Origin of the sequence: Brevundimonas sp. (assembly GCF_036677305.1) — a bacterium.
Classification (GTDB): domain Bacteria; phylum Pseudomonadota; class Alphaproteobacteria; order Caulobacterales; family Caulobacteraceae; genus Brevundimonas.
In genome coordinates this window covers 1-16,929 of record NZ_JAKFEB010000010.1, presented here as the reverse complement: position 1 = coordinate 16,929, position 16,929 = coordinate 1, and the positions used below count along the sequence as shown (strand labels likewise).

Sequence of the window (16,929 nt, the reverse complement as noted above, 5' to 3'; positions counted from 1 at the left end):
GCGCGGCGCGGGCGGCGGCGGCGGCGCTGAAGGCGGCGGGGGCCGAGGTCGGCGTGCTGAACCGGACCGCGGAGCGGGCGCGGGCGCTGGCGGACGATCTGGGCGTGACGGTGGTCGATGTCGGCGCGTTGGGCGAGGCGGCGCTGGTGGTCAATGCGCTGAGCGTTGCGCCGACGATCGACCTTGGGGCGCTGCGGGCCGACGCGGTGCTGATGGACATGACCTACAGGCCGCTGGTCACGCCGTTTCTCGCGGAAGGCCGGGCGCGGGGGCTGACGACGGTGGACGGCCTGGCCATGCTGATCGGTCAGGCGGGGCCGTCGTTCCGGGCGCTGTTCGGGATCGCGCCGCCGGATGTGGATGTGGATGTGCGGGCCGTCGCCCTGGACGCCATGGGAGAGGGCGAATGATCGTCCTGGGTCTGACCGGCTCCATCGGCATGGGCAAGTCGACGACGACGGCCATGTTCGCCGACGCCGGGGCCCTGGTCTGGAATGCGGACGAGGCCGTGCACCGGCTGTACGCGAAGGGCGGCGCGGCGGTCGGGCCGGTGGGCGCGGCCTTTCCGGGCGTGGTGACGGGCGGGGCCGTGGACCGGACGAAGCTGGCCGAGGCGCTGGGACGGGACGATCAGGCCTTCAAGCGTCTGGAGGCGATCGTCCATCCGCTGGTGCTGGCCTGCCGTCTCGAGGATCTGGCGGCGGCCGGGGAGAGGGGCGTGAAGCTGGCCGTGCTGGACATTCCGCTTCTGTTCGAGACCGGCGGAGACGCTGCGGTCGACGCGGTGGTGGTGGTGACGGCCCCGGCCGAGGTGCAGGCGGCGCGGGTCCTGGCCCGGCCCGGCATGACCCGCGAGCGGTTCGATGCCATCCTGGCGCGGCAGACGCCCGACGCCGAAAAGCGCCGCCGGGCGGACTTCGTGATCGACACCGGCGAGGGGCTGGAGGCCGCCCGGGCCCGGGTCAATGAAATCGTGGGGATGGTTCTGGCCGAGGGGTGGTCTCCGCCCCGGCGCGGCCTTCCGCAAGCGGGCGAAGCGCGCCAATAAGGGGCATGTCCCGCGAAATCGTTCTCGACACGGAAACCACCGGCTTCGACCCCCGCACGGGCGACCGGATGATCGAGGTCGGCTGTATCGAGATCGAGGACCTGCTGCCCACCGGGCGGACCTTCCACCGGCTGATCCACCCCGAGCGGTTGATCCCCCCGGACGCGATCCGGGTGCACGGCATCACCGACGACAAGGTGAAGGACGCGCCCAAATTCGCCGAGATCGTCATCGACCTGTGCGACTTCATCGGCGACGCGCCGATCATCGCCCACAACGCCCAGTTCGACCGCAGCTTCATCGATCACGAATTCGGCCGTTGCGGCCGGCCGCTGTTCCCTGAGGATCGCTGGATCGACACCCTCAAGCTGGCCCAGACGCGGTTTCCGGGGATGGCGAACTCGCTGGACGCCCTGTGCAAGCGCTACAAGATCAGCCTGGTCGAGCGCAGCCTGCACGGCGCCCTGATCGACGCCCGGCTTCTGGCCGAGGTCTATCTGGAGCTGAAGGGCGGCAAGGAACGGCGGCTGGACCTGTCGGCGTCGCGCACGGTCGCCACGGCGGCAGCGGCGGCCCACGCCGCGGCGGGCTATCCGCCCCGCCCCCGTCCGCTGGAACCGCGCGGCAGCGAGGCCGAGCATGCGGCGCACGAGGCCTTCCTGCAGGCGACGCTGAAGGACCTGTCGCTGTGGAAGGGCTATGGGGTGGAAGTCGGGATGAGGGACTAGGGATTAGGGAAGACAACTTCCGGCCCTTCTTCATCCCTCATCCCTGGTCCCTCATCCCTGCCTTTACGCCTTGCCCTGCTCCGCCGGGCCGCGAGCGATGGATTGCTGGCGGGCGACGTAGATGCCGGCGAAGTCGATCGGGTCCAGCATGAAGGGCGGGTAGAAGCCGCCGTCCGAAGTGGCGCGGGCGATGATCTCGCGGGCGAACGGGAACAGGTAGCGCGGGCATTCGATCAGCAGCAGCGGCTCGATGTCCTGCTCGGGCACGCCCTGCAGGGCGAACAGGCCGCCGTACAGCAGTTCGACGTTGAAGACGGTCATGGCCTCGGTCGTGGCCTTGATGGTCAGGCGCAGATCGACCTCGAACAGGCCGTCGGGACGGCCCTGGGCGTTCATCTCGACGCCCATGTCGATGGCGGGCTTGCCGTCGACGCGCAGGCTGTCGGGGGCCTTGGGGTTCTCGAAGGACAGGTCCTTGACGTACTGGGCGACGATCCGGAAGCCCGGGCCTTGCGGTCCCTGGGGGGCGGCGTCGGCGGGCGCAGCCGTGTTGGCGTCGGCGGGAGGGGCGGCGTCGGTCATCGGTCGGGTCTGTCTGAATAGGGTGAACGGCGTCCTTTCGGACGCCCCGGAAGGCGCCGCGACTAGCACGCGGCCGGGGGTGCGGCAACGACGCTCCCCTCGCATCAGGGGCGGTTCAGGTTGCGCGGCCCTATATCAGCCCCTAATCGTCAACCGTCGCGCCCGCCGTTTCGCGGACGCCAGTCAAGGATTGCCAGTGCCGCCGGTCCAGATCCAGATCGTCATCTTCGCCGTGATCGCCGCTATCGTCCTGTTCCAGCTCTACAATGTGCTGGGCAAGAAGGTCGGCCGTCAGCCCGAGGACGACGCCCGCGCCAAACCGGCGACCATTCCCGCCGGCGCCAGGGCCGAGCCCGCCGGGGCCCGTCCGAACGTGCTGGACGCCGTCACCGCGGCCTCGATCGCCGGCCTGAAGGCGCGCGACCCCAATTTCGACCCCGTCCGCTTCCTCGAAGGCGCGCGTCAGGCGCACGAGACCATCGTCCGGGCCTACGCCGCCGGGGACCGCGAGACCCTGAAACCGCTGCTGACCCCGACGGTCATGGCCTCGTTCGAGGCCGGCATCGCCGCGCGCGAGGCCCGGGCCGAGACCGAGGTCGCCGAATTCCTGCACCCGGCCCGCGCCGATCTGGAGCTGGCCTCGGCCGAGGAGAACCGCGCCACGGCCAAGGTCCGCTTCCTGGCCGAGCTGCGCAATACGGTGACGTCCGCCGACGCCGCCGCCGAGCCGCAGATCGAGGAACGCCGGGTCGCCGAACTGTGGACCTTCGAGCGGACCCTGGGCGCCAGCGATCCCAACTGGGTCCTGGCCCGCACCGAACCCGCCGCCGCCTGATGCGGAGCGGCGCGCGGGGCCGGCCGAGCCTGCGGGCCGCCGCACTGGCCCTGACACTCGTGCTGAGCGGATGCGCGACCGGTCCGGCCGCGGCCCCGACGACCCCGCCCGCAACGCCGGCCCCGTCGCCCTCTCCTTCTCCCGCTCCGGCGACGCCGGCGGCCCGCAGCCCGACCACCCTGCCCGGATGGTCCGGCGAGGACCATCTGGCCGCGTTCGAAGCCTATGCGACCGGCTGCACGGCGGCGCGCGAGGCGGCGGCCCGGGTCCAGTGCGCCCGGGCCATGCAGATCAAACAGACATCGCGGCCGGTGACGCGCGCGGCGGCGCGCGCCTTCTTCGAGACCGGCTTCACTGTCGTGGCGGCCGAGACGGCGGATGGACGGCCCGGCCTGCTGACCTCCTATTTCGCCCCGGAATACCCCGCGCGGACCCGGCCCGACGCCGAATTCGACGCCCCCGTGCTGGCCCCGCCGGCCGGCTGGACGTCGGGGCGGACCCTGCCGCCCCGGGCCGTGATCGAGGCTGACCCGCGCGCCGTTTCGGCGTCGGCGCCCCTGGCCTGGATGCGGGCCGAGGACCTGTTCTTTATGCAGATCCAGGGCTCGGGCTATCTGACGCTGGAGGACGGATCGCGGATCCGCGCCGCCTACGCCGCCGACAACGGCCAGCCCTTCACCGGCATCGCCCGGCCGATGGCCGAGCAGGGGCTGCTGCCGCGCAACGGGACCTCGGGCGACGCCATCCGCGCCTGGCTGGCGGCGCATCGCGGGGCCGAGGCCCGGGCGGTGATGGCGCTGAACCCCCGCTACATCTTCTTCAAGACGGACCCCGACGACGGCGGCGACCCGGCCGGAGCCGCGGGCGTCCCCCTGCCGGCGCGGCGCGCCATCGCCGTCGATCCGGCCAGCTGGCGTTATGGCGACCTTGTGTGGATTTCGGCCGACGGCGGGAACCTGACCGGCGCCCGGGGCAGCTATCAGGGGCTGGTCGTGGCGCTGGACACCGGGTCGGCGATCCGCGGGCCGGTGCGCGCTGACCTCTATATGGGCCGGGGCGAGGCGGCCGGGGCTGAGGCGGGGTCGGTCCGCCATCCGCTCAGGATGTGGCGGCTGGTTCCGAAAGGGTGAGGCCGGCAAGAGCGGCCGGATACTCCACCAACGCCTCGATCTTCTGAAGGATGGCCGCAACCAGAGGGCGGGTGTTTCCCTCGACGGGATCAAAATCCGCGTCGAAGGTGAACTCTCCGGCGTCGAACGCCAGATAGGTTTCCCACGACAAGGGCGTGTGGAAATCGGTTATCTGAGCGGTCCCTGCCGCTGCAGCAGCCGAGGCAATAAAGTTCAAATCGTTGGCGAGCATGTCGGCGAACTCGAAGGTCAGACGGCCAGCTGCAAATCCGAACACCAGCCATGCCGCCACGACGTCGCAGATCTGGCGTCTTGAGAGGCCAGTCGCCTCCATCCAGTCCTCAACGATGTAGTTCTGGAGGTTGTAGCTATGGTCCGGGTCCGATGCGTCTCCCGATCTTAACGCCTCAAGATGATCGTGATAGACGCCCGGACTCGTCATCTCCGCTTCAGCCCGCCCAGCAGACCGCGCAGCAGCTCCCGCGTCAGCGTCGACCCCGCCGTCCTGAGAACCGACTTGGTGGCCGCCTCGATCGGAGTTTCTCGAGTCGAGCGCCGGGGGGCCGCGCGGGGGCGGGCCGCTTCGCGGTCGTAGCGGGCCTGTTCGCGGGCCTGTTCCCGTTCGCGGACGACGGCGGCCTTTTCGGCGTCCTTCGCCGCGGCGGCCTCGGCTTTCGCCCGGGCCTCGGCCAGTTTGGCGTCGGCGGCGGCCTGGTCCTGTTCCCCGCGGCGGGCATTCAGGATTTCCTCGGCGGATTCGCGGTCGACCATGGTTTCGTAGAGGCCGCGCACGGGGCTGGCGGCCGTGACGGCGGCGCGTTCGGCGTCCGTGGCCGGTCCCAGGCGGCTGTCGGGCGGGCGGATGGCGGTGCGGGCGACGACCCGGGGGGCGCCCTTTTCGTCGAGGGTCGAGACCAGGGCTTCGCCAACGCCCAGGCCCTGGATGGCCTCGGCGGTGTCGAAGGCGGGATTGGCGCGGAAGCTTTCGGAGGCCGCCTTCAGGCCGCGCTGTTCGGCCGGGGTGTAGGCGCGCAGGGCGTGCTGGATGCGGTTGCCCAGCTGGGCCAGGACGCTGTCGGGAATATCGGCCGGGTTCTGGGTGACGAAATAGACGCCGACGCCCTTGGAGCGGATCAGGCGCACGACCTGTTCGACCTTTTCGCGCAGGGCGTCCGGGGTGTCGTTGAACAGCAGATGGGCCTCGTCGAAGAAGAAGACGAGGCGCGGCTTTTCGGGATCGCCGACCTCGGGCAGCTGTTCGAACAGTTCCGACAGCAGCCACAGCAGGAAGGCGGCGTACAGGCGCGGGCTGGCCATCAGCTTCGTCGCGTCCAGCACATTCACCTGGCCGCGGCCGTCCAGGCCGGTGCGCATCATGTCCTCCAGCCGCAGGGCCGGTTCGCCGAAGAAGGCCTTGCCGCCCTGCTGTTCCAGCTGGAGCACGGCGCGCTGGATCGAGGCGATGGAGGCGGGGGCGACATTGCCGACCTCGCGGCCGATGCGGTCCGCGTTCTCGCCGAGATAGGCCAGCATGGCGCGCAGGTCGTCGAGGTCGAGCAGCAGCAGTTTTTCGGTGTCTGCGACGTGGAAGAGGACCGAGAGCACGCCCTCCTGCACGTCGTTGAGGTTGAGCATCCGGGCCAGAAGCACGGGGCCGATCTCGCTGACGGTGGTGCGGATCGGATGGCCCTTGAGGCCGTACAGGTCCCAGAAGACGACGGGCGCGGCCCTGGGCTGGAGCGTCAGCCCCATGGAGGCGGCGCGGGCCAGCAGTTTCTCGTTGGGCGAGCCGGGAACGCAGACGCCGGACAGGTCGCCCTTCACATCGGCGCAGAAGACGGGAACGCCGGCGTCGGAAAAGCCCTGGGCCATGATCTGCAGGGTGACCGTCTTGCCCGTGCCGGTGGCGCCGGCGACGACGCCGTGGCGGTTGGCGCGGTTCAGCAGCAGGGTCTGGGCCAGGCCGGGGGCCCCGTCCGTCCCGTCAAGGGACTGGCCGAGGAAGATGCCGGGGGCGTCGGTCATGGGAAGCTCCTGAGGGGGTCTTCACCCTGTCGCGGCGAGCGGCGGGCTTCAAGCGCCTTGTCGACATCATTGACCGAACCCGCGACGCCGCCGACGATGCGGACATGAAAGCGCCCATCGTCCTGCCGACCTCGACCGTCGCGCGCAATGCGCTTGTCCTGATCGCCGTGGTGGCGGCGGGAGCCGCCGTCTTCTGGCTGCGGGGCATACTGACCCCCCTGGCCATGGCCATCTTCCTGATGATCATGGTCGACGGGGTGAAGCGGTCGATCGAGGCCCGCACGCCGATTCCGGGCCGCTGGGCCGGGGTGGCGGCCCTGCTGGTGGTGGTGCTGGGCTTCATCGCCTCGATCGCCATCATCGTGAACGGCGCGGCGGGCTTCTTCGACCAGGCCGAGGGCATCACCGGCCGGGTCGGACCGCGGATCGACCAGATCCTGGTGGACGGCGGCCGGATGTTCGGCGTCGAGACGGCGCCCACCGCGGCCGAGCTGCTCAGCGGGCTGGACATCCGCGGCTATCTGACGGCGGCCGCCCTGCAGGCGCAGGGGATCCTGTCAGGAGCCTTCTTCGTCATGGTCTATCTGGCCTTCCTGCTGGCGGCCCAGTCCGGGTTCCGGCGCAAGCTGGTGGGACTGTTCCCCAACCGCGAGAGCCGGGCCGAGGCGCTGGCGGTATTCGAAAGGGTCCGCGGAGGCGTCGAGGGCTATCTGTGGGTCCAGACCGTGACCGGGGCCATGATCTGCGCCGCCGCCTGGCTGCTGATGCGGGCCGTCGGGCTGCAGAACGCCGAGTTCTGGACCTTCGTCATCTTCGTGGTCGGCTTCATCCCGGTTCTGGGCGGAGCGGTCGCGGGCCTGGCGCCGCCGCTGTTCGCCCTGGTGCAGTTCGAAAGCTACTGGCCGGCGGCGGTGCTGCTCATCGGGCTGCAGGCGATCCTGTTCATCAGCGGCAACATGATCCAGCCGCGCATGCAGGGCGAGAACCAGAACATCGACCCCGTGGTGGTGCTGCTGTCCCTCGCGCTGTGGGGCCAGCTGTGGGGCGTGGTGGGCATGTTCCTGTCGACGCCCCTGGCGGTCATGGCCATGGCCGTCCTGGCCGAATTCAAGGGATCGCGCTGGATGGCCATACTGCTGTCCGGGGACGGCGAGCCCTATGCCGAGGACGACGACCCGAAGCCCGCCCGCGTGAAGCGTGGCCGCGTCAACCCGCCGCAGGTCTCCGCCGACTGAGACGCCTGCGCCGCCCTTGATTGGTCACAACCGGCCCCTATCTCATCCCTGTCGCCGCGGCCCCTCCCCCTCCCCCAAGCCGCGGCAGGCAGATCGGCGCCGACCCTCCCCCTCCCAGGCGCCGATCCGAAGCAGGCCGCCGGACGCAAGTTCGGCGGCCTTGTCGTATCCGCAATCCGCTGCGCGACATCCGCGCCACAGGGCCTGATCGAACCGTGGTCCGGAAGGAACGGGCCGGGAGAGGTCCCGTTAGCGGCGGCGGAAGGGCGACGCGCGGACGGTCCGCGAACAGCTCCAAGGATACCTCCATGTACAAAACTGTTTCCGCCGCATCTCTGGCGATCCTGCTGGCCGGCGTCTCGGCGCCCGCCCTGGCCCAATCCGTTCCCGACTGGAGCGGCCCCTATATCGGCGTCTACGGCGGCGTCGTCGAAAACAACGAGGACGCCGGTGAAGGCCTCGTCTTCGACCGCGACTTCGACGGCCAGTTCGACGACACGGTCGTGCTCAGCGGCACGACGACCAACGCCTTCGGCCCCGGCTCCTGCGACGGCGCCGCGATCGGCCAGGCCTCCGACGCAGGCTGCGATGTCGACCCGACCGGCGTCGAAGGTTCGATCCGCGCCGGCTACGACATGCGGTTCGGCCCGCTGGTCGTCGGCCTGGTCGGCGAACTGAGCGCCGTGGATCTGGAAGACTCGGTCACCTCGTTCAGCGGCACCCCGGCCGCCTATGTCTTCACCCGCCAGGTGGAACAGATGGCCGCCCTCCGCGCCCGTGTCGGCTTCCCCGTCGGCCGGGCCCTGGTCTACGCCACCGGCGGCGCCGCCAAGGCCAAGGTCGAGAACGGCTTCCGCACCACCAATACGGCCAACAGCTTCACCGAGACCGTCAACGAGGACGACGCCGACGGCTACCAGCTGGGCGGCGGCGTCGAATGGCGACTGGCGCCGAACCTGTCGGTGACGGGCGAGTACCTCTATTCGAACCTGCAGCCCGGCGACTATGTCGTCCGCGCCGGTCCCGGGACGGCCGGGCCCGCCAACCCCTTCATCCAGCCGCCGAACACGACGGGGACAGACATCGCCCGGAGCAACGACGGCCTTGACCTGCACGCGCTGCGCATCGGCATGAACGTCCGCTTCTAGGGACTGCGAAGACCGACGATCGGCGACGCCGGCTCCGGAAACGGGGCCGGCGTTTTCGTTTTTGGGGGTTCCCCGGACGGGCCGGCTGGCCTAGTCAGGCGGCCGTCGGACAGCAGCCTTGCCCCGGTGGCGAAGCGGCCTAGTCTGAGCCCCCATCCTGGCGGCCGATGCTGAGGCCGCGTCTGCAAGAGACCTGCCCCATGTCCGGCGAACCGGCGTCAAAGCTTCCTCAGGCGATCACGCTGGAGGCGCTGGAGAAGCGGTTCCGCAAGGCCCTGACGGTGAAGCCCGACGCCCGCGCCCTGGACTTCCTGGCGCAGGCCTTCGAGGACTATGCGGCGGACGAGACTCCCGAACTGGGCGGCGACGATCTGGCCGTCCTGCTGGCCAATGTCTGGAAGGCCGCCGAGGGGCGGGCCCATGGCGAACCGGCGCGGATCACCGTCTCCCCCGTGACCGGCGCCGACGGCCGCGCGGCGGGCTTTGACCTGCTGACCGTCATCCAGGACGACCGGCCCTTCCTCGTCGACAGCGTCATGGGCGAACTGGCCGAGGCCGGCGTGACGGTGCGCTCGCTCTACCATCCGGTCACCGACGAGGACGGCGGCCGGGAATCCATCATCGTGGTGGTCATCGACCCCCTGCCGCAGGAGCGCCGCGACGCGCTGGGCGAGGAAATGTCCGCGACCATGGCCGATGTGGCCGGGGCGGTGAACGACCACGCGGCGATGGCCGGTCTGATGGCCCGCTCGATCGAGCATCTGGAGGGCGGGCCCAAGGGCGTGGCGCCCGAGGTGCTGGCCGAGAACCTGGAATTCCTGCGCTGGCTGCAGCACGACCATTTCGTCTTCCTCGGCGCGCGCGACTACGACTACCCGCGCTCGAAGGACGGCGGCTACGAGGCCGAGGCGCCGCTGTCGCAGTCGGGCGCGGGCCTGGGCCTGCTGGCCGATCCGAAGCGCACCGTGCTGCGCCGGGCCAATGAGCCGGCGGTGCTGACGAAATCGATGAAGAAGCAGCTGGACCTGTCCGAGCCGGTGACGGTGGCCAAGGCCAACGTCCGGTCCCGGGTCCACCGCCGCGCCTATATGGACTACGTCGGGGTCAAGCGGTTCGGCCCGGACGGGCGGCCGTCGGGCGAGACCCGCTTCGTCGGCCTGTTCACCGCCGAGGCCTATGACCGGGCCGCCGCCGAGGTGCCGCTGATCCGGCGCAAGGTCGCCGGCGCCCTGGCCCGCGGCGGCAAGATCGAGGGCAGCCACAGCCACAAGCGGCTGAAGAACATCCTCGAGAACTATCCGCGCGACGAACTCTTCCAGATCGGCGAGGACGAACTGCTGGAGATCGCGCTCGGCATCCTGCACCTGCACGACCGGCCGCGGATCAAGATCTTCACCCGCAAGGACCCGTTCGACCGCTTCGTCTCGATTCTGGCCTTCATCCCGCGCGAGCGGTTCGACGCCTCGGTCCGTGAACGGATCGGCCGGATTCTGGCCAAGGCCTGGGGCGGTCGGATGTCGGCCTGGTATCCGCAGCTGTCGGACCAGCCGCTGGTGCGAATCCACTACATCATCGGCGTCACGCCTGGCGATCATCCGTGCCCGGATCAAACCGAGCTGGAAGCCCAGGTCGCCGAGGCGGGCCGCAGCTGGATCGACCGTTTCGAGGGCGCCCTGCGCGCCGCCGACGTGGACGACGTCGCCGTCGGCCCGCTGAGCGTGCGCTGGGCCGAGGCCTTCGGCGCCGGCTACCGCGACCGCTATGACGCCGACGAGGCCGTGCGCGACCTGATGGCCGTCGACGGTCTGAACGAGACCGGCCAGATCGGATCGGGCGATCCGGTGTCGGTGCGCGCCTTCCGCACGCCGGAAGACGGACCGCTCAATTTCCGCTTCAAGCTCTACCGCCGCGGCTCGGCCGTGCCGCTGTCGGACGTGCTGCCGATCCTGGCCGACATGGGCCTGAAGACGCTGGAGGAGTGGGGCCACGCCCTGCAGCCGACCGGGGGCGAGAAGATCCATGTGCATGAATTCCTGCTCGAGGATCCGCGCGGCGGCGATCTGAAATTCGAGGACGTGAAGGGCCCGTTCGAGGCGGCCTTCTCGGCCGTCTGGACCGGCCTGACCGAGAGCGACGGCTTCAACCGCCTGGTGCTGGAGCTGGGGGTCGACTGGCGCGAGGCGGCGCTGGTGCGCACCCTGGCCCGCTATCGCCAGCAGACCGGGCTCGATCCGTCGCAGGCCGTGCAGGAAGAGGCGCTGCGCGACTATCCCGCCGTGGCGCGCGCGATCCTGGAGCTGTTCGAGACCAAATTCGATCCGGCCCGGGGCGGCGACGGCGCCAGCCGCGAGGCCGCCGTGACGAAACAGGTCGCCGCGATCAACGCCCTGCTGCAGGACGTGAAGAGCCTGGACCACGACCGGGCGCTTCGCCGGATGGCCCTGCTGGTCGAGGCGATCAAGCGGACCAACTATTATCAGACCGGCGCCGACGGCCGGCCCAAGGCGCACATCTCGATCAAGGTCGCCTCGCGCGAACTGGCCGACCTGCCGTTGCCCAAGCCATTCCGCGAGATCTTCGTCTGGGCCCCGCATATCGAGGGCGTCCATCTGCGCTTCGGCCCCGTGGCGCGCGGCGGCCTGCGCTGGTCCGACCGCCGCGACGACTTCCGCACCGAGGTGCTGGGTCTGGTCAAGGCGCAGCAGGTCAAGAACGCCGTCATCGTGCCGGTGGGCTCCAAGGGCGGCTTCTTCCCCAAACATCTGGCCGCCATCGTGCGCGCCGGCGGGGACCGCGACGCCCAGCAGGCCGAGGCCATCCGCGCCTACAGGACCTTCCTCTCGGGTCTGCTCGACGTCACCGACAACATCAACGCCAAGGGCAAGGTCGTTCCGCCGCAGCATGTCGTGCGCTTCGAGGGCGACGATCCCTATCTGGTCGTGGCCGCCGACAAGGGCACGGCGACCTTCTCGGACATCGCCAACGGCGTGGCGCGCGACTACGGCTTCTGGCTCGATGACGCCTTCGCCTCCGGCGGATCGGTCGGCTACGACCACAAGGAAATGGGCATCACCGCCCGCGGCGCCTGGGAAGCGGTCAAGCGCCACTTCCGCGAGGAGGGCAAGGACATCCAGTCAGAGCCCTTCACCGTCGTCGGCGTCGGCGACATGAGCGGCGACGTGTTCGGCAACGGCATGCTGCTGTCGAAACAGATCCGGCTGATCGCCGCCTTCGACCACCGCGACATCTTCATCGATCCGACCCCGGATCCGGCGACGAGCTGGGTGGAACGGGAGCGGATGTTCAAGGTCCCGCGCTCGTCCTGGCAGGACTACGACAAGACGAAGATCTCCAGGGGGGGCGGCGTCTTCCCGCGCTCGGCCAAGTCGATCCAGCTGACACCGCAGATCAAGGCGGCGCTGGACATCCAGGAGGATGTGCTGGACCCGGCCGCCCTGATGAAGGCCATCCTCAAGGCGCCGGCCGAACTGCTCTATTTCGGCGGCATCGGCACCTATGTGAAGGCTCCGACCGAGAGCGACGCCCAGGTCGGCGACAAGGCCAATGACGCCATCCGCATCGACGGCGGCGAGGTTCGCGCGAAAGTCATCGGCGAGGGCGCCAACCTGGGCATGACCCAGGCGGGCCGCATCGCCTTCGCGCGTTCGGGCGCCGGCGGGACCGGCGGCCGGATCAACACCGACGCCATCGACAACTCGGCCGGGGTGGATTCGTCCGACCATGAGGTCAACATCAAGATCCTGACCGGGGCGGCCATCGCTTCGGGCTCGCTCAAGGCCGACAAGCGCGACGCCCTGCTGGCCTCCATGACCGACGAGGTCGGGCTGAAGGTTCTGGCCCACAACTACGACCAGACCCTGGCCCTCTCGCTGCAGGAGGCGGAGGGTGTTTCGGCGCTGGATTCCCAGCAGCGGTTCATGCAGTGGCTGGGGTCGAAGGGTAAGCTGGACCGCAAGGTCGAGGGCCTGCCCGACGATGTGAAGCTGGCCGAGATGAAGACCTCCGGCCAGGCGCTGACCCGGCCCGAGCTGGCCGTGCTGACAGCCTATTCCAAGCTGGAGCTGTTCGACGACATCGTCGCCTCGGCCGCGCCCGACGACGCCTTCTTCAAACAGACCCTGGTCCGCTATTTCCCGGCCCCGCTGGCGAAATACGAGGCCGACATGCAGCGCCACCGGCTGCGGCGCGAGATCATCTCGACGATCCTGTCGAACGAGATCGTCAACATGGCCGGGCCGACCTTCCCCGAGCGGCTGCGGCAGGCGGCGCGGTGCGACACGGGCGCCATGGTCATCGCCTTCGAGGCGGCGCGCCAGATCTTCCGCCTCGACGAGGCGTGGGACGCCGTCTCCGCCCTCGACCGGAAGATTCCCGCCGCGGCGCAGATGGCGCTGTACGGGGAAATCGCCACCGTGCTGCGCCGCCAGACCTTCTTCCTGGCGCGCCGGGCCATGCGCAAGGGCTGCACGGTCGGCCAGCTGATCGAGGCCTATCGCCCCGCGGCGGACGCCCTTCGCGCCGCCGGCGGCGCGGTGCTTTCGCGGTTCGAACAGGCGCGGCTGGAAGACCGGGTCCAGACCTTCATCGGCCTGGGCGCGTCCAAGGCCATGGCGCGCGACTTCGCCATGCTGCGGCCGCTGGTCGCCACCGTCGACATCGGCGATCTGGCCCGCGAGGCGAAATGGTCCGAACCGGCCATGGCCATGCTGTACCACCAGGTCGGCGCGGCCTTCGACATCGACCGGCTGCGCGCCGCGGCGGGTCAGGTGCCGATGGCGGATCATTTCGACAGTCTGGCGGTGCGCCGCCTGATCGAGGATCTGATGGCCGAGCACGTCCTGCTGACCCGGGCCGTGGCCAAGGGCTCCAAGGCCTCCGTCGGCGCCACCGAGGCTTCGGCGGAGACCGCGGTCGACGCCTGGATCGGGCCGCGTCTGGCGACCGTGGAAGGCGTCCGCGCCTCGGTCGACGAGATCGAGGCCTCGGGCTCGGGCTGGACCTTCGCCAAACTGACGATCGCCAACGGCGCCATTCGTGAGATAGCGTCGTCGGCAGGCTGACGAAGTCTTTCCTGTTGGGCCGCGGTCAAAAGGCTCCGCCTTTTCGACCCGACGCGGCCTGGCGCTTCGCGCATGCGACCGGATTCTGGTAGCGTCCCGGGCTGAGGGAGAGGCTGATGCCGCGCAAGTTTCTGGTCGTCGTCGACGACAGTCCGGAGTTCGAATCCGCCCTGCGCTACGCCGCGCGGCGGGCCCGTTCGACCGGGGGGCGGGTGGCCATGCTGCGCGTCATCCCCGCGGCGGCGGCGGACGCCCACTGGTCCGGGGTCCGCGAGGAGATCGAGCGCCAGACGCGGCTCGAGGCCGAGACCCTGCTGGACAAGTGGGCTGCCGAGGCGGCCGAGCGATCCGGTGCCACGCCGATGCTGCTGATCGAACGTGGCGAGCCCCAGGACGCCATTCGCAAGGTCGTCGGCGAGGACCCGGACATCAAGATCCTGGTCCTGGCCGCCGGCCACGGCGGGCGCGGTCCGGGACCCCTGGTGTCGGCGGTGGTCAAACAGGGCGCCGCCTTCACGGGCCGCAAGCTGCCGGTGACGATCGTGCCGGGCGAACTGACCGAGAAGGACATCGAGGACCTGGCCTGACGGATCCCGGCCCGCCCGCCGCCCTCGCGGGTGCGACCCCGTGGGCCTTGAACCCGCGCCTGAGGCGGCGCATCTGAGCGCCATGTTCATCCAGACCGAACCGACCCCCAATCCGAACGTCCTCAAATTCCTGCCTGGACGGGACGTGGCGGAGTCGCCGACCGATTTCGTCAATGCGGAAGAGGCCGCCGCCTCGCCGCTGGCCGAGGCCCTGTTCACGCTCGAGGGCGTGACGGGCGTCTTCTTCGGCTACGACTATGTCTCTGTCACGCGGGATGCGCAGGGGCCGGAATGGGCGGCGATGAAGGCGCCCATTCTCGCGACCGTCATGGATCATTTCGTCTCGGGCGCCCCCCTGATGCGCGGCGCGGCCGGCCTGTCCGCCCAGGCGTCGGCCGAGGACAGCGAGGTCGTGGCCGAGATCAAACAGCTGCTGGACAGCCGCGTCCGCCCGGCCGTGGCCCAGGACGGCGGCGACATCCTGTTCGACGCCTTCGACGCGGAGACGGGGGTCCTGACCCTGCGCATGCGCGGGGCCTGCGCCGGCTGTCCGTCGTCCTCCGCGACGCTGAAGGCCGGGGTCGAGCAGATGATGAAACACTACGTCCCGGAAGTGACCCGGGTCGAGCAGGTGCTTTGATTTCGGGGCGCCAACGCTCGCGACGCAGTCGCTCGCTGCTTGAGCGCGGTCCTGTCGGGGCGCTGTCGCTCGCCGTGCAACGGCTCGCTGCCTGAGCGCGAGGCCCTGAAACGAATACGTCTCGCTTCCGCGCGCGGACGGCGCCATCATTGATCCATGCCCCGGTTTGAAAGCGATGAGGACGCCCGGCGTCTCGGCGAGGCCCTGGCGGCCCTGCGCCGCGAGGCGGGGCTGAGCCAGGCCGAGGCCGGGCTGCGGGCCGGCATGACCAGCCAGGGCTGGGGTCTGTACGAATCCGGCAAACGCTCGGGCCTGTTCCGGCCCGATGTGCAGCGGCGGCTGACCGGCGCGATCGGAACGACGGTCGAGGCGCTGGCGCTGGCCCGCGGTCCGGTCGACGCGACCCCCGAGCCCGCCGCCGGAACGACGGGTCTGGCCAGCGCGGGCCGGGGCTTCACGCCCCCGCCGCCGGCCGCGGTGCGGCGCGTGCAGCTGTCCAACGACGACCTCGCGCCCTGGGCCGCCTCGGGCGTGGTGCTGGAGTATGAGCCGGGGCGCTGGCCGCGGCGGGACCAGGGCTGCGTCATCGAGATGACCGGCGGCGAGACGCGGGTGCGGCTGTACGACCGGGCCGACGCCGACGTTCTGGTGGTGCGGGGCGGACCGGGCGGGCTGGGCTCCGAGGAGCGGATCGCGCGCGCCGACACGCGCTCGGTCTCGGCGGTTACGGCGCGGCTGGAACGCTGATGAAACTATTTCATTGCAACATTTTCGTTTCCATGAAACTCTGCGGAGTGGAAAGGGAGACGAGCAGACATGGCCAGGATCGGCGGTCGGGACGACGTGGACGCCTATGTCGGGGCGCGGATCGGCTTGCGGCGCTCGGCGCTGGGCCTGTCGCAGAGCGCCCTGGCCCAGCAACTGGGGATCAGCTTCCAGCAGGTGCAGAAATACGAGACCGGTCAGAACCGTATCTCGGCCTCGCGCCTGCATCGCGCCGCGACGGTGCTGGGCACATCGGTCGAGAGCTTCTTCCCACCGGTCGAAACCGCGAGGGGCGGGGTCGACGACGGCTGGGCGGGGCTGCGCCTGATCACCGCCACGACGGATGGACGGTCGGTCGCCACGGGCTTCCCGATGATTGCGGACCGCGAGGTGCGCAAGGCGGTGGCGCGGATCGTCCAGGCCCTGGCGCGGGACGTCTGAGCCTCCGCAGCGGAGCGCGGTCATGAGGGTGCTGGTCGTCGATACGGCGCTGGGCCTGTGCACGGCCGGGGTGTTCGAGGTCTCGGGCGCGACCGTGCGTCGGCTGGGTCTGCGGTCCGAGCCGATGGCCAAGGGGCATTCGGAACGGCTGGCCGGCTTCGCGCGGGACGCCATGGCCGAAGCCGGACTGACCTTCGGGGCGATCGACCGGATCGGGGTGACCGTGGGGCCGGGCTCATTCACCGGACTGCGCGTCGGCCTGGCCTTCGCACAGGGGCTGGGCGCGGCGCTGGATCGGCCGGTGGTGGGGATCTCCAGCCTGGACGCGCTGGCGGCTTCAGACGAGGGCGATGCGGCGGCGGCGGTGATCGATGCGCGGCGGGGACAGGTCTATGCGCGATTCTGGCCGCAGGGCGCGTCGGGCGGCGTCGCCGACGGCCCCGCGGAGGCCCTGTCCCTGGAGGCGGCGTCGGAGCGGATCGCCGGCCTGCCGTCCGGCTCTGTGCTGATCGGATCGGGGGCGGTTCTCTTCGCCGCGGCCTTCCCGGCGCTGAGCCTCGCGCCGCTGGCGGGACCGGCCCCCGAGGCGCTGGCGCGGCTGGCGGCGGCGGCCGATCCGGCGGTTTCGCCGCCCCGGCCCCTGTACCTGCGCGCGCCCGACGCGGCGCCGCCGACCCGGCTGCC

Annotated in this window: 16 protein-coding genes; 13 read left to right on the top strand and 3 right to left on the bottom strand. The window is 70.5% G+C overall.

Annotation, left to right across the window (positions count from 1 at the left end; genetic code table 11):
• The 3 genes from V6M42_RS00390 to dnaQ all read left to right on the top strand — a co-directional run.
• Positions 1–410: shikimate dehydrogenase family protein (locus V6M42_RS00390; RefSeq protein ID WP_442880901.1), on the top strand; the 410-nt coding region annotated here is incomplete at its 5' end.
• Positions 407–1,048: a dephospho-CoA kinase gene (coaE, locus tag V6M42_RS00385; protein WP_332676394.1), complete on the top strand. Its 642-nt coding sequence runs from the start codon at positions 407–409 to the stop codon at positions 1,046–1,048. The genes V6M42_RS00390 and coaE, both read left to right, overlap by 4 nt.
• A gap of 5 nt (positions 1,049–1,053) precedes the next feature.
• Positions 1,054–1,776, top strand: coding sequence for a DNA polymerase III subunit epsilon (gene dnaQ / locus V6M42_RS00380; protein WP_332676392.1), 723 nt, complete (start codon positions 1,054–1,056; stop codon positions 1,774–1,776).
• 63 nt (positions 1,777–1,839) lie between these two features.
• On the opposite strand, the gene secB is transcribed toward dnaQ, so the two are convergent.
• A complete protein-coding gene (secB, locus tag V6M42_RS00375) occupies positions 1,840–2,358 on the bottom strand; it encodes a protein-export chaperone SecB (RefSeq protein ID WP_332676390.1) in 519 nt (172 codons plus the stop codon).
• A gap of 190 nt (positions 2,359–2,548) precedes the next feature.
• Here secB and timA point away from each other — a divergent pair, with 190 nt between their 5' ends.
• Positions 2,549–3,193, top strand: a complete 645-nt coding sequence (gene timA, locus V6M42_RS00370; protein ID WP_332657941.1) for a TIM44-related membrane protein TimA — start codon at positions 2,549–2,551, stop codon at positions 3,191–3,193.
• Positions 3,193–4,323 carry an MltA domain-containing protein gene (locus V6M42_RS00365; protein WP_332676388.1) on the top strand — a complete coding sequence of 377 codons (1,131 nt, stop codon included), beginning with the start codon at positions 3,193–3,195 and terminating at the stop codon, positions 4,321–4,323. Before timA ends, V6M42_RS00365 begins: the two co-directional genes overlap by 1 nt.
• Here V6M42_RS00365 and V6M42_RS00360 read toward each other — a convergent pair.
• Both V6M42_RS00360 and V6M42_RS00355 read right to left on the bottom strand, forming a co-directional pair.
• On the bottom strand, positions 4,292–4,765 hold the full coding sequence (locus tag V6M42_RS00360; RefSeq protein ID WP_332676385.1) for a hypothetical protein: 474 nt from the start codon (positions 4,763–4,765) through the stop codon (positions 4,292–4,294). The two genes, V6M42_RS00365 and V6M42_RS00360, sit on opposite strands and share 32 nt — an antisense overlap.
• Positions 4,762–6,348: a helicase HerA-like domain-containing protein gene (locus V6M42_RS00355; protein ID WP_332657938.1), complete on the bottom strand. Its 1,587-nt coding sequence runs from the start codon at positions 6,346–6,348 to the stop codon at positions 4,762–4,764. The genes V6M42_RS00360 and V6M42_RS00355 overlap by 4 nt, the downstream gene beginning before the upstream one ends.
• Before the next feature lie 104 nt (positions 6,349–6,452).
• Here V6M42_RS00355 and V6M42_RS00350 point away from each other — a divergent pair, with 104 nt between their 5' ends.
• From V6M42_RS00350 to tsaB, 8 genes are all read left to right on the top strand, one after another.
• Positions 6,453–7,583 carry an AI-2E family transporter gene (locus V6M42_RS00350; protein WP_332657937.1) on the top strand — a complete coding sequence of 377 codons (1,131 nt, stop codon included), beginning with the start codon at positions 6,453–6,455 and terminating at the stop codon, positions 7,581–7,583.
• A gap of 308 nt (positions 7,584–7,891) precedes the next feature.
• Complete coding sequence (locus V6M42_RS00345; protein WP_332657936.1) at positions 7,892–8,731, top strand: outer membrane protein; 840 nt, start codon at positions 7,892–7,894, stop codon at positions 8,729–8,731.
• A 200-nt stretch (positions 8,732–8,931) separates the two neighbouring features.
• Entirely contained in the window at positions 8,932–13,812 is a 4,881-nt protein-coding gene (locus V6M42_RS00340; RefSeq protein ID WP_332676383.1) for an NAD-glutamate dehydrogenase, read from the top strand.
• Positions 13,813–13,928: 116 nt separating this feature from the next.
• Positions 13,929–14,399, top strand: a complete 471-nt coding sequence (locus tag V6M42_RS00335) for a universal stress protein (protein WP_332657934.1) — start codon at positions 13,929–13,931, stop codon at positions 14,397–14,399.
• Between the two features lie 82 nt (positions 14,400–14,481).
• Positions 14,482–15,039, top strand: a complete 558-nt coding sequence (locus V6M42_RS00330) for a NifU family protein (RefSeq protein ID WP_332676396.1) — start codon at positions 14,482–14,484, stop codon at positions 15,037–15,039.
• Positions 15,040–15,195: 156 nt separating this feature from the next.
• Positions 15,196–15,786, top strand: coding sequence for a helix-turn-helix transcriptional regulator (locus V6M42_RS00325; protein WP_332657933.1), 591 nt, complete (start codon positions 15,196–15,198; stop codon positions 15,784–15,786).
• A 69-nt stretch (positions 15,787–15,855) separates the two neighbouring features.
• On the top strand, positions 15,856–16,245 hold the full coding sequence (locus tag V6M42_RS00320) for a helix-turn-helix domain-containing protein (RefSeq protein ID WP_332657932.1): 390 nt from the start codon (positions 15,856–15,858) through the stop codon (positions 16,243–16,245).
• 22 nt (positions 16,246–16,267) lie between these two features.
• Positions 16,268–16,929, top strand: a 662-nt coding sequence (gene tsaB / locus V6M42_RS00315; protein WP_332676381.1) for a tRNA (adenosine(37)-N6)-threonylcarbamoyltransferase complex dimerization subunit type 1 TsaB, incomplete at its 3' end; no start/stop codon positions are given.

Bases quoted from the DNA above. Each gene is read 5' to 3' on its own strand.
- V6M42_RS00365 (WP_332676388.1), top strand. From the start codon at position 3,193: ATGCGGAGCGGCGCGCGGGGCCGGCCGAGCCTGCGGGCCGCCGCACTG.
- V6M42_RS00350 (WP_332657937.1), top strand. From the start codon at position 6,453: ATGAAAGCGCCCATCGTCCTGCCGACCTCGACCGTCGCGCGCAATGCG.
- V6M42_RS00345 (WP_332657936.1), top strand. From the start codon at position 7,892: ATGTACAAAACTGTTTCCGCCGCATCTCTGGCGATCCTGCTGGCCGGC.
- secB (WP_332676390.1), bottom strand. From the start codon at position 2,358: ATGACCGACGCCGCCCCTCCCGCCGACGCCAACACGGCTGCGCCCGCC.
- V6M42_RS00360 (WP_332676385.1), bottom strand. From the start codon at position 4,765: ATGACGAGTCCGGGCGTCTATCACGATCATCTTGAGGCGTTAAGATCG.
- V6M42_RS00335 (WP_332657934.1), top strand. From the start codon at position 13,929: ATGCCGCGCAAGTTTCTGGTCGTCGTCGACGACAGTCCGGAGTTCGAA.
- V6M42_RS00355 (WP_332657938.1), bottom strand. From the start codon at position 6,348: ATGACCGACGCCCCCGGCATCTTCCTCGGCCAGTCCCTTGACGGGACG.
- V6M42_RS00330 (WP_332676396.1), top strand. From the start codon at position 14,482: ATGTTCATCCAGACCGAACCGACCCCCAATCCGAACGTCCTCAAATTC.
- V6M42_RS00340 (WP_332676383.1), top strand. From the start codon at position 8,932: ATGTCCGGCGAACCGGCGTCAAAGCTTCCTCAGGCGATCACGCTGGAG.
- V6M42_RS00320 (WP_332657932.1), top strand. From the start codon at position 15,856: ATGGCCAGGATCGGCGGTCGGGACGACGTGGACGCCTATGTCGGGGCG.
- dnaQ (WP_332676392.1), top strand. From the start codon at position 1,054: ATGTCCCGCGAAATCGTTCTCGACACGGAAACCACCGGCTTCGACCCC.
- coaE (WP_332676394.1), top strand. From the start codon at position 407: ATGATCGTCCTGGGTCTGACCGGCTCCATCGGCATGGGCAAGTCGACG.
- V6M42_RS00325 (WP_332657933.1), top strand. From the start codon at position 15,196: ATGCCCCGGTTTGAAAGCGATGAGGACGCCCGGCGTCTCGGCGAGGCC.